This window comes from uncultured Campylobacter sp. (assembly GCF_938002845.1).
In the GTDB taxonomy this organism is placed as follows: domain Bacteria; phylum Campylobacterota; class Campylobacteria; order Campylobacterales; family Campylobacteraceae; genus Campylobacter_B.
Window position 1 is genome coordinate 29,088 of record NZ_CALKZP010000057.1, and the last position, 16,579, is coordinate 45,666.

Below are 16,579 nucleotides of genomic sequence, written 5' to 3' on the forward strand. Positions count from 1 at the left end.
TTGAACCTGCGATTATACGTAAAAAATATTTAATCGACGCTTAATTTAAGTAAAATTTAAATATAGTTTAAATTTATTAAGATTAAACTTTTTCTGGTAGAATTTCCTGATTTTTATACAAGGATTTGATAATGAAACTTTTCGGGACGGACGGCGTACGGGGCAAAGCAGGGGAATTTCTAACCGCCGAGCTTGCAATGCGCGTAGCGATGGCAGCGGGAATTTATTTTAGGAAAAATTCCGTTACGAATATGATTTTAGTCGGCAAAGATACCCGCAGAAGCGGCTATATGATAGAAACAGCGATCGTAGCAGGCCTTACCTCGGTGGGCTACAACGTCCGCCAGATCGGACCGATGCCTACTCCTGCGATTGCCTTTCTTACGGAGGATATGCGCTGCGATGCAGGCATCATGATAAGCGCGAGCCACAATCCATACTATGACAACGGCATTAAATTTTTCAACAGCGAGGGCTTTAAACTCGACGAAAAAGAGGAAGCACAGATCGAAAAAATTTATTTCAGTGACGATCTAATCGCCGAGGCGCGCACCAAAATGATGCAAATCGGCGCCGCAAAGCGCGTGGACGACGTCATCGGCAGATACATCGTGCATATTAAAAATTCCTTTCCGAAGCAAAAGACACTGCACGGGCTTCGCGTGGTACTTGATTGCGCAAACGGAGCAAGCTACAAGGTCGCACCTACCGTATTTAACGAGCTGGGAGCCGAAACGATCGTCATCGGCGACGAACCTAACGGCAAAAATATTAATGATGCTTGCGGCGCACTAAGCCCGCAAAATTTAGCCTCGGAGGTCAAAAGATTACGCGCCGATGTCGGCTTTGCCTTCGACGGGGATGCCGATAGGCTCGTAGTCGTGGACGAAAACGGCGAGATCATCCACGGCGACGCGCTACTTGGAATTTTAGCAGTCTATTTGAAAGGAAAAAATCGCTTAGCAGGCAATAAAATGGTAGCCACAGTGATGAGTAATTCTGCGCTGGAGGATTTTTTAGCTAAACACGACATCGCGCTTCATCGCTGCAATGTAGGCGATAAATTTGTACTTGAGACGATGCACGAACTAGGCGCAAATTTCGGCGGCGAGCAGAGCGGGCACGTGATCTTTGGCGATTACGCCAAAACGGGCGACGGCATCGCAAGCGCGCTACAATTCGCCGCCTGCATGCTGGATATGAAAAAGAAGGCAAGCGAATTTTCGGGGATGATTAAGCCCTATCCACAAATTTTAAAGAATTTAAAAATTTCGGATAAAAAACCGCTTGAAAAATTAAAAGGGCTAAAGGAGCTTGAAGCAAGCCTTAAAGCGGACAAGATCCGCTCGCTCTTTCGCTACTCCGGCACCGAAAACGTTATCCGCCTCTTAATCGAGGGCAAAAACGAAAAGCTGCTGCAAAAGCGAATGGACGAGGTCGAGAAATTTTTTGCCAAAGCCCTAAATGAGTAGCGTTGCGGTGAAATTTTACGGCGCGACAAGCTCATGGCTCGGTACAAAAGGCGCGGATAAAAAATGCAGGCTTTACATATTTAAATTTAGGCTGCGAGATGGCTAAGACCTGTATTAAATTTATCCTGCTTTTCGCGGCGATCTTTGCAATCGATCAAGCGATCAAACTTCTGTTTTTAAACGGCTTTTCGTGGCAAGGCGAGTTTTTTTCGCTAGAGCTTACGCTTAATCGCGGCGTTGCGTTTTCGATGTTTGCCTTTTTGGGCGAGAATTTAAAATTTATCCAGATCGCGCTGATCTCGGCGCTTGCGGCGTATGTATTTTGTCATAAAAAGCTTTTTTGCGAGCACTGGGCGCCGTTTGCGCTGATGCTCGCGGGAGGTTGTTCAAACCTGCTCGATCGCTTCATTCGCGGCGGCGTGGTCGATTACGTCGCATGGCATAAGTGGTTTGAGTTTGCGGTGTTTAATTTCGCCGACGTGATGATCGATCTAGCCGTGGTGATTTTTATTTTTCAGGGCTTACGCACCGCAAAAAAAGGAGAAAAATGAAGAGAAATAACTACATCGCTTACGCGCTTTGGTTTTTAGGTGCGTTTTCATGGATCGCAGCTATGCCAATCGGTGGCGGACTGCATAGAATTTATTGCGGCAAATTTATCAGCGGATTTGCTCAAATCGCGCTATTTTGGCTGGGAAGTTTTACGCTATGGTTTTTAGTGGGCTTTTTGTTTTGGGCGATTTGGGGAATTTGGATTTTGCTGGATATATTTTTCGTAGGAATTTGGGTTGAAGATTTAAATGCTTTTGCAAGCGAGACGGAGGAAGACGACTACGAGGGGCGTCTAAAAAAAGTCGATGCGCTCTTTGAGCTGTATCAAAAAGGCGCGATTTCCAAAGAGGAATTCGAGGCTCGAAAAGAAATTTTAATGAGAGATTAAGGAGAAAAAATGAGTTACTATTGGTTTAAATTTGTCCATTTTGCGGGCTTTATTTCATGGATGGCGATGCTATTTTATATGCCGCGTCTATATGTCTATCATGCTGAAAATTTAGACAAGCCTGACTTCGTAAAGGTCGTTAAAAAAATGGAGCGGATGCTATATCACGCGATCGGCTGGATAGCGATGGCAGTGACGGTTTTTAGCGGCGTGATGCTTATCATTTTAAATCCTGGGCTTATGAAAATGGGATATTTTCATATAAAATTACTAGCCGGAGTTTTGCTAATCTGTTATCATTTGTGGCTGTATTATTATATGTATAAATTTGAAAAAAACGAGTGTCACAGGAGCGGAAAATACTTCCGTGCGATCAATGAAGGCCCTACGATCATAATGTTTATAATACTTTATGCGATGCTAATAATGCCGAATTTACCGAGCAACTAGCCCGTTTTGATAAAAATTTAATTAAAATTTGCATAAAATTAGAGCAAAATTTTAAAGGAAGCATGTGCAACATATCATTAAGAAAATTTTATCAAGCGAAAGTAGCGCCGGCGTCATATTACTTCTATCCGCGGTTTTTGCGATCATAGCTCAAAATGTGGACTTTTTATCAAAATATTATGAAGCGTTTTTACATCTAAGTTTTACCATAGGCGTCGGCCCTGCAAAGCTCGATGAATCAATGCATTTTTTGGTAAACGACGTGCTTATGGCGATATTTTTCTTTGCCATCGGACTTGAGCTAAAGCGCGAAAAGATCGAAGGGCAGCTGCGCCATTTTTCTCAAATTTTACTTCCTAGCTTCGCGGCTTTGGGCGGAGTAATGATGCCCGCGATTATATTTTCGATCATCAACTGGGGCGATGCCGTCGCGATGAAGGGCTGGGCGATCCCAACGGCGACAGATATAGCCTTTGCTGTAGGCGTTATGGCACTTTTGGGCAAAAAAATCCCGGCTAGCCTTAAAATTTTTGTCCTAACGCTTGCGATAATGGACGATCTGTGTGCAATTTTAATCATCGCTTTGTTTTATTCCTCTACCATAAACGCAATCTATCTAGGCGGCGCAGCTGCCTGTGTCGCAATAATGCTAGCGATGAGCAGACTTGGTGTCGATAAAAAGCTTCCGTTTATCATCGTGGCCGTGGTGCTGTGGGTGATGGTACTAAACTCCGGCATCCACGCGACCATCGCGGGAGTACTTGCGGGTTTTTGTATCCCGCTTAAGACCCGCTCGGGCTCTATGCTAAAGGATATGGAGCACGGACTAGCCTACCCAGTAAATTTTTTCATCTTGCCGATCTTTGCCTTTACAAACGCAGGCGTTTCGCTAGCGGGCATTAGTCCTAGCTTCCTTTTCGGCCCGGTACCTATGGGCATTATGCTCGGACTATTTTTTGGTAAACAGATCGGAATTTTTGCCTTCAGCTGGATCTTAATCAAAGCTAAAATCGCCTACATGCCCGAAAACGCGGGCTGGCCACAGCTTTACGCCGTGGCAATTATCTGTGGTATCGGCTTTACGATGGCGCTTTTCGTCGATGGCCTCGCATACGGCGGCAGCGATATGTATCATTACACAGACAAGCTCGCGGTATTTTTAGGCTCGATAATTTCCGGAGTAGTGGGATTTTTCGTCGCAAAAGCAGTCGCGGTAAAACAAAGCTAAATTCCATAAAAAGATTAAAATTTTAAAATTCTACCGCTCAAAAAATTTCAAAATTTTAAGAGCGGCTCTAAATTTTAAAAATTTATACGCTACAAAATTTTGCTTAAAATTCTATTTGATCCAAGCGCAGCTTAAATCACCAAAATCCCCGCATTTTGCATTAAGTTTAGTGCGCATTCATCGTAGTAGCCGCGCTCATGATTCGGCGCATCGTATGTAGCCACCGCACCTCGCGGAACGATGACGTCTTTATCGGCGCCAATTTCGTTGAGATAGGTGCGCAGGCTAAGCGCAAACTGCATCACGCAGATATCGGTGCAACAGCCCGTAATCACAAAGCGATCGAAGCCGCCCAGAATTTTCTTATCCAAATTATGAAAGCCGTTCGTACTGCGCTTAAAAGTGACGTTCTGCTCACTTACGTAGGGCGCAAGCTCCTCGATCACCTCCGCTTCGGGCGAGCCAACTAGACAGTGGATCGGGTAGCGCTTCATCTCCAAATCCCGCTCGGCGTGAGCGTCGCAGATGAAATGCACATTTTTCGCCGCCTCAATCTGCCTAATCACCGCAGGAGCGATCTTTGCTATGCTAGGATCGGCCATCGCGCCGAATTTTACGAAGCCATTTAGCATATCGATCACAAATACCAAAGTTTTCATCAAAACTCCTTATAAATTTCAGGTTTCATATCTTTTAAAAGATCCATTTTAGCGCGAAATTTTAAAATTTCATCTAAATTTATATCCACGACTTTCACGGCCTCTTTTTTGCCTAAGCGTGCGACGATCTCGCCGCCGGGACCGATCAGCATGGAATTTCCGCCGAAACTCTCGCTCTGCCCCGCATCGCCGCAGCCGTTTACCGCGCAGATAAAAATTTGATTTTCGATCGCGCGGGCCTTAGCAAGCGTGATAAAATGCTCTATGCGACTTTGCGCGAACTGCGCGATCACAAAAACAATCTGCGCGCCGCAAAGCGCTAAGGCGCGAAAAATTTCGCAAAAGCGTAGATCATAACAGACCGCGACGCCGATTTTAACCGTTCGATTTTGAAATTTTATCTCGCAAAGGCCTAGCTTATCGCCACCGCTTACGATCTCGTTTTCGCGAGCAAGCGAGAAAGCGTGGATCTTGTCGTAGCGTAAAATTTCGGCTCCGTTTTGATAGACGAAAGCAGAATTATAAATTTTATCTCGCTCGGAGTTTATCGATCCGCCTATTAAAACAGCGCCGCAGTTTTGCGAAATCTCGCTTAAAAATCCCTTCGTTCGCGCAGATCCCGCGTCGGCTAAGCGCTTGAAATTTTGCACGCAAAAGCCCGTGTTAAAGACCTCGGGCAGCACCGCTACGTCCGCGCCGCGCTTTAACGCGCGATCTATCAGCCCGCGCGCGCGGATAAAATTTTGCTCGCAATCTACGGAATTTTGAGCCATTTTCACGTCCATTTGCAAAATAGCGATTTTCATAAAACCTCCTATTTAGGTGTTAAGCGCATAACATTTGCATGCGTGAGCGCGATAGCTATGGCGTCGGTAATATCAAGCGGCTTAATCTCCTTATTAATCCCCAAAATTCGCTTCACCATGAACGCAACTTGCTCCTTCGCCGCCTTTGCCTTTCCGGTAACAGATTTTTTTACCTGAAGCGGCGTATATTCGGCAAAATTTCCAAAAATTTGTAAAATTTTAAGAGCCAGCGCGCCGCGAAACTGAGCGAGCTTTAAAACAGACTGCGGATTATAGGCATAAAACATCGATTCTATCGCGACTTCATCGATCTTATGAGCGCTAAAAATTTGATCTATCGCCTCGCTCATCTGCGTCATTTGAAATTGCACGTTTTCGGCCTTCATTTTCACAAGTCCCGCCTCTATGAGGGTGATTTTATTCACATCTTTTTCCAAAACCGCATAGCCTAAATTTCTAGTTCCCGGATCAATTCCTAAAATTTTCATAGCCACCTTTCACGCTTATTCACAGTTTAATCACCGGTGAATAAACTGAAATTTACCGCAAATTTAGTGAAATTTAGCTAAAATAGCAGCTTAATTTATAAGGGAATTCAATGGCGACGTCGCAAGCACAAGAAATTTTATCGAATTTAGAGAAGGAAATTTTACCTACCGAATACTCTAGATACATTAAAAATTTGAAATTTAACGATAAAAACTCGACCCCGGAATTTTTCATTTATAACGCAACTAACGAGTTTATAGCCAAATATGCCCAGACAAAATACGGCACTAAGATAAAAGAGCTTATCAAAAAACAGTTCGGGCTTAACGACGTGATCGTCAAAATCACCTCAAAGGCTAAAATTTCGCCGAAAGAAAAGGTAAAAATCATCTCCGAAAAGCCTAAGAACACGATTCTAAGTGAAAATTATAATTTTGAAAATTTTATCATTGGCGATTCAAATAAATTTGCCTTCGAGTGTTCGGTATCCGTCGCAAAAGAGCCCGGAATCCGTTTTAATCCGCTTTTTATCTACGGACCTAGCGGGCTAGGAAAAACTCACCTCCTTCAATCGATCGGAAATTACTGCATTAAAAAAGGAAAGACCGTCATCTGCGTTACCAGCGAGCAGTTTGCTAATGATTTCGTCTTTAATCTCAAAAACAACTCGATCGATAAATTTAAACAAAAATACCGCAACTGTGACGTTTTACTTATCGACGATATTCAGTTTTTAATCGGGCGCGATAAAGCTCAGGAGGAGCTTTTTTATACATTCAACGAGCTAAAAGACAAAAACTGTCAAATCGTGCTAACTAATGACCTGCCGCCAAAATTTCTAAAAGGCTTTGAAAGTCGCCTCACAACGCGATTTGAAAGCGGCATAATAGCAAACATTACCCCGCCAAATCTAGAAACTAAAATCGCCATTATCAATAAAAAGAGCGAGGAAAATCGCGTTAGAATTCCACACGATGTCGTAGAATATATCGCTACAAATATGGGTGACAATATCCGCGAAATCGAAGGCGCAATAAACAAACTAAACGCCTACTCCTCAATACTTCGTACAAAGATCACGCTGGAATTTACCAAAAGTACACTGCAAGATCAAATTCACCAAAAATATTCAAGCGTGAGCCTTGAACACGTCATAGAGGTGATTTCAAAAGAACTGAACGTAAAACCCAGCGAGCTAAAGAGCAAAACACGAGCTAAAAACGTCGTCGAAGCGCGCCAAATTTGCATATATCTAACCAAACAGTTAACTCAAAACTCAATGCCAAAAATCGCCGCATTTTTTAATCTAAAAGATCACAGCGCCATCAGCAAAAATATCAAAAAAATCAACGAGCTCATTCAAACCGACGAGATATTAAAGATAAAAATTGAAGAGCTAAAAAACAAAATAACCAAAAAGGATAAGAATGAAATTTAGACTTTATGAAAATAAAGCAAAAAAGGTGAATAAAAGTGAATAAAACAAAGCTACTTACTCACTGGATAAACTACCTAAAGACAAGCTTTAGGATAAGTTTTTCACAAAAACCTCTTACCAACTACTACAACGATAAAAATTTAAAAGGATAAAAATATGAAAGTGTTAATCACTAAAAAACTTCTAGAAGAGATAGTTTCAAATACTAGCTCCTATCTTGATAAAAAAGATCTAAGCTCAATAACTTCACATCTTTTAATGAGCGCTAAAGATGGAATTTTTAGTATAAAAGCTACCGATCACGAAATCGGACTAAGCTATAATCTTCAAAACGTCGCTATAGAAACAGAAGGCGAAGCCACGGCAAACGGAGGCAAACTTCTTAGCGTTATAAAAGGCCTAAGCGACGATAGCGTTACTTTAGAAACTGTCAACGGAGCGCTATTTGTAAAGCAAAAAAAATCCAAATACAAGCTTCCGATGTTTGAAACGAGGGATTTTCCAAACTTTCCTACAATAGATGGTAAAAACAGCTTTGACGTAAATGCTGGAATTTTAGGCAGAAGCCTTAAAAAGATCTATCCGTCGATCGACACCAACAACCCAAAATATGAGCTAAACGGCGCTTTAATCGACGTAAAAGAGGGTTTTATAAATTTAGTCGGAACCGATACGAAGCGACTTAGCGTTTATAAGCTAATCACTCAATCAAAAGCGGGCGAGCTCGATACTAAAATTTTAATCCCTAAAAAGGCGATAGGCGAAATTCAAAAGCTATTTTCGGATAAAATTAAAATTTACTACGACGAAAACGTGTTGCTAGCGGTGAGCGAGAATTTTGAGTTTTTTACAAAGCTTATTAACGGCAAATTTCCAAACTACGAGCGCGTGATCCCAAGCGATACAGCGTATAAAATTTCAATTCCGCGCGATAAGATGGTAAGTGGCGTACGAGCAATAAACGCGATGTGCGAGGAGATGAAGGTTACCATCAAAAAGGATGGAATGGTTTTTGAGAGCATCAACGAGGATAATTCCGAGGCAAAGACCGAAATTGAAGCGGCGATCGAGATAAACAGCGAGATAGTTTTTGGCGTGAAAAACCGCTTTCTGCTTGATTTTTTAAGTAATATTGAGAGTGAAATTTTTGAGCTTGATTTTAACAGCTCCGATACGGCGTTCGTACTTAGCGCGGATGGCTTAAAAACGGTCGTCATGCCGATAAATAATATTTAAAGGAAAATTATGAAGCAAAATTACGGCGCTAGTAATATTAAAGTTTTAAAAGGTCTTGAGGCTGTTAGAAAGCGCCCTGGAATGTATATCGGAGACACCAATATTGGCGGACTTCACCATATGATCTACGAGGTAGTTGATAATTCGATTGACGAGGCGATGGCAGGTTACTGCGACACAATCGACGTCGAAATCACAAACGAGGGAAGTTGTATCGTTAGTGATAACGGTCGTGGAATCCCCGTCGATATACATCCGACCGAAAAAATTCCTGCCGCAACGGTGGTTCTTACGGTGCTTCACGCAGGCGGTAAATTTGACAAAGACACTTATAAAGTCTCCGGCGGTCTGCACGGCGTGGGTGTTAGCGTTGTAAATGCGCTCTCAAAAAAGCTCGTTGCTACGATCAAACGTGACGGAAATATTTATAGACAAGAATTTGCCAAAGGAATTCCTACTACCGAGCTTGAAAAGATAAAAACTACTAATCGCACGGGTACTACGATCGAGTTTTGGCCCGACGGCGAAATTTTTGAAATTTTAGAATTTGATGATGAAATTTTATCAAAAAGATTTCGCGAGCTAGCGTATCTAAATCCAAAAATTACGATAAATTTTAAAGATAATCGCACGGGCAGGGACGAGCATTTTCACTTTGAAGGCGGTTTGGAGAGCTTTGTAAACGATATGAATAAAGCGCCTGCCATATCCAAAGCCGTATCGTTTAGCGACGGCGCGGAAGATGTTATGGTTGATTTTGCGCTGATGTATAACGAAACATATAGCGAAAATTTACTAAGCTTCGTAAATAATATCAAAACTCCGGACGGCGGTACTCACGAGGCTGGTTTTAGAGCGGGTCTTACGCGCGCGATAACAAATTACGTCGCGGCAAATGCGGCTGCGCGCGAAAAGGACACGAAGATCACCGGCGATGACGTTCGCGAAGGGCTTATTGCGGTAATTAGTGTAAAGGTTCCCGAACCGCAGTTTGAGGGACAAACTAAAGGTAAGCTGGGCTCCAGCTACGTTAAGCCGATCGTGCAAAAGATGGCGTTTGAGGTGCTTAGCAAGTATTTTGAAGAAAATCCGATTGAAGCGCGCGCCATTATGAATAAGGCTCTTTTAGCCGCGCGCGGTCGCGAAGCGGCAAAAAAAGCACGCGATCTAACGCGCAAAAAAGACAATATAAATTCCGTCGGAACCCTTCCCGGAAAGTTAGCTGATTGTCAGAGTAAAGATGCAAGCATTAGCGAAATTTATCTAGTCGAGGGCGATAGCGCGGGCGGTTCGGCGAAGCAGGGAAGAGACCGCGTGTTTCAAGCGATTCTGCCGCTTAGAGGTAAAATTTTAAACGTAGAAAAGGCGCGCCTGGATAGAATTTTACAATCCGAAGAGATTAAAAATATGATCACGGCCTTTGGTTGCGGTATCGGTGAGGAATTTAACGAAGAAAAGCTCCGCTATCATAAAATTATCATTATGACCGATGCGGATGTCGATGGCAGCCACATCCAGACTCTGCTTTTAACCTTTTTCTTTAGATTTTTGCGACCTATCGTAGAAAACGGCTATGTTTATCTAGCACAGCCGCCGCTTTTTAGATATAAAAAGGGCAAAAAAGAAATTTATCTAAAAGACGAAAAGGCGCTGAGTGAGTTTTTGATCGAAACGGGCATTGATATGGGAGAGTTTGAAGGTATCGGCAACGAGGATCTGATCGATTACTTAAAAATCGTCTCAAACTACCGTTCGCTTCTAAATGAGCTTAAAAAGCGTTTCAGCGTGCTTAGTGCGATCAGATTTTTGATAGAAAACGACGAAGCGCGAAGCCTTGGCTATGAGGAGCTATTTAAAATTTTAAAACCGCGCCTAGAGAGTGAAGGATTTAACATCTTAAATTCCTACGTAAATGATGAAGGCATTAGAATTTATGTCCAAACTCCGAGCGGCTTGGAACAGCTTGTGATAGATGAGAATTTATTCGGCAATTATATCTTTGAAGAGGCGATCAGAGTTTATTCAAAGATCAAAGAGCGGGATGTAAGCTTTGGCAAGGATTTTATTGAAATTTTAGATGAAATCGAAAAAAGCTCGAAAAAAGGCGCTTATATTCAGCGCTATAAAGGTCTTGGAGAGATGAATCCGGAGCAGCTTTGGGAAACTACTATGAGCCCTGAAAATAGAAGGCTTTTAAAAATCAGCATTGCAGACGCACAGAGTGCTAGCGATACCTTTAATCTTTTCATGGGCGACGAGGTCGAGCCACGCCGAAACTACATTCAAGATCATGCAAAAGATGTTAAACACTTGGATATATAATGTCTGTTCTATTTAGTGAGACCAAAGAGCGCGAAAACCGCTTCATAACGGCACTTAAAATTTCGGTACCGTTTACCTGCGTTTTGATTGTTTTTGGAATTATTTTGTTCCGAAACGGCGAGTTTAAATTTGACGACGTAATTTTGTTTTTGATACTTTTGATCTGCTATGTTTATTATGTCATCTATCAAATTTACTTTGGCTTTCAAAAGACGCTGATCGATCCCGTTACTCACGTATTCGTGCGCGAGGAGATCGAGAAAATTTTAAGTAATGATCTAGCCAAAAATCGTCAAATAAATATCGTTCTTTTGCGAATTAAAAATATCATCGACATAAACGATCGATACGGCTATAAAAACGGCGATGAAATTTTATACGAGTATTGTAAGGAACTTTCAAATTTTATGGCGGAGCAGGGTTTTAAGGACCTTCCGATCGGGCGCTTTATAAACGGCTACTTTGTATTCGGCGTAGAATCAAAAGCTACAAATTTAAGCCATATTTTGCGGATGTTTGAGCATAAAATTTCAAGTCAAACGATCAAAAATGTAGAGATAAAAAGCGAATTTACGATGCTTCCAAGCTCCTATGATCGCAATCTAAATAATATTGTAAATGCGCTATTTTATAAGATAAATCACTTGGACGACGAAGAACACGGCGAGAAGGCTATTGACGTAGAGAAAGTGCTAATTGATGTGTTTTCTGCCGACGTTATGGAAGCGATCGACAGCGAAAATTTTAGCTTCAAATATCAGCGCGTTGCAGATAAAAACGGCGTAAAATCGCATATAAATTTGATCCCGAAGCTCGATCTAAGAAGCGGCGAAAAGATTACAAAAAGTAGAATTTTAGATATTTTGCTTCTAAATCATTATGACATCAAATACGATATTTCGATGATGAGGCAGATTTCTAGGATCATCTATTTTAAAGATATTGACGCTAAAATTTTTATCGAGGTCATGCCTCAGACCCTGCGAAATAACGAGTTTCGCAATGAAATTTTAAAGCTCATCGATAATAATCTGATTGATCCGAAAAAGATCGTGTTTGAGTTTAACGAAAAGCTTATTTATTCGGAGATCAAGCGCTTTGATGAAATTTTGATTAAATTCCGCGAACTTGGATTTAGCTTCGCGCTGTCGCAGTTCGGCGGCTCAAACGCGAGCTTTGAGTATTTAAAATTTCTAAATGTCGATTTTATTGTTTATGATATAGAATTTAATAAAAATTTAGACGATGAAAAGATTAAAAATATTTTTATAGGCATCAACGAAGCCTGCGCAAAATCGGGCGTCAAAACCATAATGCGCTTTGTAGATAAGCAGGAATTTCAAATGAAACTTTATAAAATGGGCATCGATTATATTCAAGGATTTTGCGTCGAAAAACCGAATGATATATCGAATTTAAGGAGATCATAGTGAGATACGGCGAAGAGGAAATTGAAAAATTCGATATAGAAAATATGGAAGTTTGGCCCAATAAACAGGAGCGTGATTATCTGATAAAAATCATCCTACCCGAGTTTTGCTGCCGCTGCCCGCGCTCGGGCTATCCGGACTTTGCGACGATCTATTTGGAATATATCCCGGACAAGCTCGTAGTCGAACTTAAAGCGATCAAACTTTACATAAATTCCTTTATGAACCGCTACATCAGCCACGAAGATAGCATAAATGAAATTTACGGCGCGCTTCAAAGCAAGTTAAAGCCTAAATTTATGAAAATCACGGGCGATTTTAATCCGCGCGGCAACGTCCACACGGTAATCGAAATAAACTCGGATCAAATTTATCGATGATAAGCTCAAATTTAGTCGAACAAATTTTTAAATCCGCAAGCATTAGCCGCTGGAACGATTACCCAAAGATGGTAAGTCTAGTTGAGCTTGACAAGCAGGCGCATAAATTTATAATCGCCTATTTTATCGCTAGCTTTGAGCGCGATGTGGATATCAACTACGTCATCGAAGCGGGGATTTTCGAGTTTTTAGCGCGTATCGTAGTAACCGACATCCGTCCGGATGTCTTTCATCAGATCCAAAAAACCAAGAAAAAAAAGATCAACGAATGGGTTTTAAGTGTCCTGGAAAGCGATCTTTTGCCTATTCAAAACGGCGCGTTTTTCGAGCGATTTAAAAAATATCTAAATTCCAAAGATCATAAAAAAGAAGCCGTGATCTTAAAGGCGGCGAGCTACCTCTCTACGCGCTGGGAATTTAATATCGTCTATCAAACGAGCCAGTTTCTAAACGACATCGAGGAGCTAAAAGCCAAAGTCGAGGAGGAGCTCGAGGATTATTATGAGCTAATCGGCGTGCGAAAAATCGTGATGAATAAAAAAATTGCTCGCATAGTCGATCTTAGTGGCAGACTTCGTTTCCAAAAACGCTGGGCGCAGACGCCGCGCATCCCTGAGACATCGGTGCTAGGACACATGCTGGTAGTCGCGATTTTAAGCTACTTTTTCTCGCTTGAAGTTGGTGCGTGCCGCTCGCGTACGGCATATAATTTTTTCTGCGCTCTATTTCACGATCTACCAGAAAGCCTCACTCGCGACATCATCAGCCCCGTAAAATACGGCGTCAAGGGCCTTAGCGACATCATCAGCGAATATGAGATGCGGCTAATAGACGATAAAATTTTACCTTTCGTGCCGGAACATATGCGAGATGATTTTAGCTATATTTTAGGCATCCGCAAAGGGGGCGGTAAATTTATAAAAGACGAGTTTGAAAACCGCACCTTCGAGCTAGGCAAGGAGCCTAAATTTGCAGAAGGCAGCCTAAAGATGTTTAATGAAGACAAATTTCGCGCAATCGACGGCAAGGCGCTTAAGTATTGCGACAAACTAGCGGCGTTTTTCGAGGCGGGGATTTCGATCAGTTACGGCGTAAAGAGTAAGGAGCTGCTTAGCGGATATAATTCGATGCTGGAATTTTTCAAATCAAAGCCGAAAATTGAAGGCGTTGATTTTCATAGTGTTTGCGAGGATTTCAAAGAGCATTTCGGGCTCAATAGGATCGATTTATAAAACCCCTTCCCAGATGGCTGCGGCACATGCGAGATCTAAGTGCTCTGCTGTATTCCTACCCTGAAGCGGTGCCTAAAAAAAGCATTGCACAGGTCTAAGAAAGGGCAAACGGGATTATATGGAAATGTTTCTTAAAGTAAGGTTATAAATGAATTTCAAAAATCATCTTCTATCCGTATTTCGCGAGGTCTTTATCCCTCATCATCGCTCTATCGAATTTAGAGCTAAAATTTTTGCTGCAATGCTACTTGCCAAAAAGAAGCAGACCGACGAGGACTACGACGTGATCAAAGATATAGCGGGCGAAATTTATCCGGGCGACGAGCAGCGCATCGGCGTGCTTGTTTCCATCGTAAAAGAGTATATCTTAAAGGCGAAAACCTATAAAAGTTTAAATTTAGACTCGCTTCTAAAAGAGATCGACAGAGATATCAAAAACAACAAAAAATATATCAAAAAGATTGATTTTTCGCATCTGCGCCGTCTGATCGGAGATGATGACGAGGATGCGCTGATCCAACAGCGCGTTTATGAGTTTTTTGTCTGTGAAGTCAAAGAGTACTCGTAAATTTTTATCTTAAGAATTTTTTTAGTATAATCGTCAGCCTTTAAAATAGCAAACGGAGAAAAATTTGGAAAATATCAGAAATATTGCGGTTATCGCGCACGTTGATCACGGCAAGACCACTATCGTAGATGAGCTTTTAAAACAGTCCGGCACCTTTGGTAATCACCAAGAAGTCGGCGAGCGCGTGATGGACAGCAACGACATCGAGCGCGAGCGCGGCATTACGATCCTATCCAAAAATACCGCCATCCACTACGGCGGCGTTAAAATCAATATCATCGACACCCCAGGTCACGCCGATTTCGGCGGCGAGGTCGAGCGCGTACTAAAGATGGTCGACGGCGTACTTTTACTCGTCGATGCGCAAGAAGGCGTCATGCCGCAGACAAAATTTGTCGTAAAAAAGGCACTATCTTTAGGGCTCAGACCTATTGTAGTCGTAAACAAAATCGACAAGCCCGCAGCCGATCCAGACCGCGTGGTAAATGAAATTTTCGATCTTTTCGTAGCGCTTGATGCAAACGACGAGCAGCTGGAGTTTCCAGTTATCTATGCCGCGGCTAAAAACGGCTATGCAAAATACGATCTAAACGATGAAAGCGCCGATATGAAGCCGCTTTTTGAGACGATTATCTCTCACGTCCCTACTCCGAGCGGTAGCGACGATAATCCGCTTCAGCTACAGGTTTTCACGCTCGATTACGACAACTACGTGGGCAAGATCGGCATCGCTAGAATTTTCAACGGCACGATAAACAAAAACCAAAGCGTTATGCTAGCCAAAGCCGACGGTACGCACATCAACGGTAGAATTTCAAAGCTGATCGGTTTTAACGGGCTTGAGCGCACCGATATCGACGCGGCGGGCACGGGCGACATCGTGGCGATTGCGGGATTTGACGCGCTTGACGTAGGCGATAGCATCGTCGATCCCAATAATCCGATCCCGCTTGATGCGCTGCATATCGAAGAGCCGACCCTTAGCGTAATTTTTAGCGTAAATGACGGACCGCTAGCGGGCACGGAGGGTAAATTCGTAACCTCAAATAAGATCGATGAGCGCTTGGAAGCGGAGATGAAAACCAACATCGCGATGCGTTATGAAAACGTGGGCGAGGGAAAATTTAAAGTAAGCGGTCGCGGCGAGCTGCAGATCACGATTTTGGCTGAGAATATGCGCCGCGAGGGCTTTGAGTTCTGCCTCGGGCGCCCGGAAGTTATCATCAAAGAGATCGACGGCATCAAATGCGAGCCTTTCGAGCACTTAGTTATCGACGCGCCCGATGATTGCACCGGCACTGTCATCGAAAAGCTCGGTCGCAAAAAGGCCGAGATGAAGGTGATGAATCCTACCGGCGATGGGCAGACGCGTATGGAGTTTGAGATCCCGGCGCGCGGTCTTATTGGCTTTCGCTCGCAGTTTTTGACCGATACTCGCGGCGAAGGCGTAATGAACCATAGCTTTTTGGAATTCCGCCCCTTCATCGGCGCGGTCGAAAAGCGACAAAACGGCGCGCTCGTGAGTATGGAAAACGGAGTGGCGCTAGGATACAGCCTGTGGAACCTGCAAGATCGCGGCGTGCTTTTTATTGCTCCGCAGGCGAAGGTATATCTAGGCATGATTATCGGCGAGCACAGCCGTCCGAATGATCTGGACGTCAATCCGATCAAGGGTAAAAATTTAACCAACGTCCGCGCGAGCGGTAGCGACGATGCGATCAAGCTCGTGCCGCCTCGTGCGCTAAATTTAGAGCGTGCGCTGGAGTGGATCGAGGAGGACGAGCTTGTGGAGGTTACGCCAGTAAATATCCGCGTGCGCAAGCGATACCTGGACCCTACGACGCGCAGACGAATGGCTAAAAAATAGAATTTCAAAATGAAATTTTAAAATTCGGCGTGAAATTTAGCTTTAAATTTCACGCCTTTTTT

General features: G+C 42.9%; 16 protein-coding genes and 1 other RNA gene. 13 read left to right on the forward strand and 4 right to left on the reverse strand.

The annotated features are described in order from the left end of the window. Positions 1-131: 131 nt before the first annotated feature. From glmM to nhaA, 5 genes are all read left to right on the forward strand, one after another. Positions 132-1,472 carry a phosphoglucosamine mutase gene (gene glmM / locus Q0224_RS09880; protein ID WP_297951002.1) on the forward strand — a complete coding sequence of 447 codons (1,341 nt, stop codon included), beginning with the start codon at positions 132-134 and terminating at the stop codon, positions 1,470-1,472. Between the two features lie 98 nt (positions 1,473-1,570). Next, a complete protein-coding gene (lspA, locus tag Q0224_RS09885; RefSeq protein ID WP_297951003.1) occupies positions 1,571-2,023 on the forward strand; it encodes a signal peptidase II in 453 nt (150 codons plus the stop codon). Continuing rightward, the gene (locus tag Q0224_RS09890; protein WP_297916965.1) at positions 2,020-2,412 is read left to right on the forward strand and encodes an SHOCT domain-containing protein; all 393 of its coding nucleotides are present in this window, start codon (positions 2,020-2,022) and stop codon (positions 2,410-2,412) included. Before lspA ends, Q0224_RS09890 begins: the two co-directional genes overlap by 4 nt. Positions 2,413-2,421: 9 nt before the next feature. After that, positions 2,422-2,862: a CopD family protein gene (locus Q0224_RS09895; RefSeq protein ID WP_177386933.1), complete on the forward strand. Its 441-nt coding sequence runs from the start codon at positions 2,422-2,424 to the stop codon at positions 2,860-2,862. Between the two features lie 64 nt (positions 2,863-2,926). Further along, positions 2,927-4,090 carry a Na+/H+ antiporter NhaA gene (gene nhaA / locus Q0224_RS09900; RefSeq protein ID WP_297951004.1) on the forward strand — a complete coding sequence of 388 codons (1,164 nt, stop codon included), beginning with the start codon at positions 2,927-2,929 and terminating at the stop codon, positions 4,088-4,090. A 131-nt stretch (positions 4,091-4,221) separates the two neighbouring features. Here nhaA and Q0224_RS09905 read toward each other — a convergent pair whose 3' ends face one another. The 3 genes from Q0224_RS09905 to ruvC are packed head-to-tail and all read right to left on the reverse strand — an operon-like array spanning position 4,222 to position 6,043. Beyond that, complete coding sequence (locus tag Q0224_RS09905) at positions 4,222-4,749, reverse strand: isochorismatase family cysteine hydrolase (RefSeq protein ID WP_297951005.1); 528 nt, start codon at positions 4,747-4,749, stop codon at positions 4,222-4,224. Further along, positions 4,749-5,555, reverse strand: a complete 807-nt coding sequence (locus tag Q0224_RS09910; protein WP_297951006.1) for a nitrilase-related carbon-nitrogen hydrolase — start codon at positions 5,553-5,555, stop codon at positions 4,749-4,751. Before Q0224_RS09910 ends, Q0224_RS09905 begins: the two co-directional genes overlap by 1 nt. Positions 5,556-5,563: 8 nt before the next feature. After that, positions 5,564-6,043, reverse strand: a complete 480-nt coding sequence (gene ruvC, locus Q0224_RS09915; protein WP_297951007.1) for a crossover junction endodeoxyribonuclease RuvC — start codon at positions 6,041-6,043, stop codon at positions 5,564-5,566. A gap of 110 nt (positions 6,044-6,153) precedes the next feature. Here ruvC and dnaA point away from each other — a divergent pair, with 110 nt between their 5' ends. The 6 genes from dnaA to Q0224_RS09945 all read left to right on the forward strand — a co-directional run bounded on the left by dnaA (position 6,154) and on the right by Q0224_RS09945 (position 14,082). Continuing rightward, entirely contained in the window at positions 6,154-7,482 is a 1,329-nt protein-coding gene (gene dnaA, locus Q0224_RS09920; RefSeq protein ID WP_297951008.1) for a chromosomal replication initiator protein DnaA, read from the forward strand. Positions 7,483-7,638: 156 nt separating this feature from the next. Then, a complete protein-coding gene (gene dnaN, locus Q0224_RS09925) occupies positions 7,639-8,718 on the forward strand; it encodes a DNA polymerase III subunit beta (protein WP_297951009.1) in 1,080 nt (359 codons plus the stop codon). Between the two features lie 9 nt (positions 8,719-8,727). After that, a complete protein-coding gene (gyrB, locus tag Q0224_RS09930; RefSeq protein WP_297951010.1) occupies positions 8,728-11,040 on the forward strand; it encodes a DNA topoisomerase (ATP-hydrolyzing) subunit B in 2,313 nt (770 codons plus the stop codon). Further along, positions 11,040-12,470, forward strand: a complete 1,431-nt coding sequence (locus Q0224_RS09935; RefSeq protein WP_297951012.1) for an EAL domain-containing protein — start codon at positions 11,040-11,042, stop codon at positions 12,468-12,470. Before gyrB ends, Q0224_RS09935 begins: the two co-directional genes overlap by 1 nt. Then, complete coding sequence (queF, locus tag Q0224_RS09940) at positions 12,470-12,850, forward strand: preQ(1) synthase (RefSeq protein ID WP_297951013.1); 381 nt, start codon at positions 12,470-12,472, stop codon at positions 12,848-12,850. Before Q0224_RS09935 ends, queF begins: the two co-directional genes overlap by 1 nt. After that, positions 12,847-14,082, forward strand: coding sequence for an HD domain-containing protein (locus Q0224_RS09945; protein WP_297951014.1), 1,236 nt, complete (start codon positions 12,847-12,849; stop codon positions 14,080-14,082). Before queF ends, Q0224_RS09945 begins: the two co-directional genes overlap by 4 nt. Before the next feature lie 3 nt (positions 14,083-14,085). Here the strand turns inward: Q0224_RS09945 and ffs are convergent. Then, an RNA gene (gene ffs, locus Q0224_RS09950) (signal recognition particle sRNA small type) lies at positions 14,086-14,183 on the reverse strand. A gap of 47 nt (positions 14,184-14,230) precedes the next feature. Between ffs and Q0224_RS09955 the strand changes: the two genes are divergently transcribed. Beyond that, positions 14,231-14,650 (forward strand): hypothetical protein, encoded by a 420-nt coding sequence (locus Q0224_RS09955; protein ID WP_297901478.1) that lies wholly within the window; start codon positions 14,231-14,233, stop codon positions 14,648-14,650. 64 nt (positions 14,651-14,714) lie between these two features. Beyond that, complete coding sequence (gene typA, locus Q0224_RS09960; RefSeq protein ID WP_297951016.1) at positions 14,715-16,517, forward strand: translational GTPase TypA; 1,803 nt, start codon at positions 14,715-14,717, stop codon at positions 16,515-16,517. Positions 16,518-16,579: the final 62 nt, after the last annotated feature.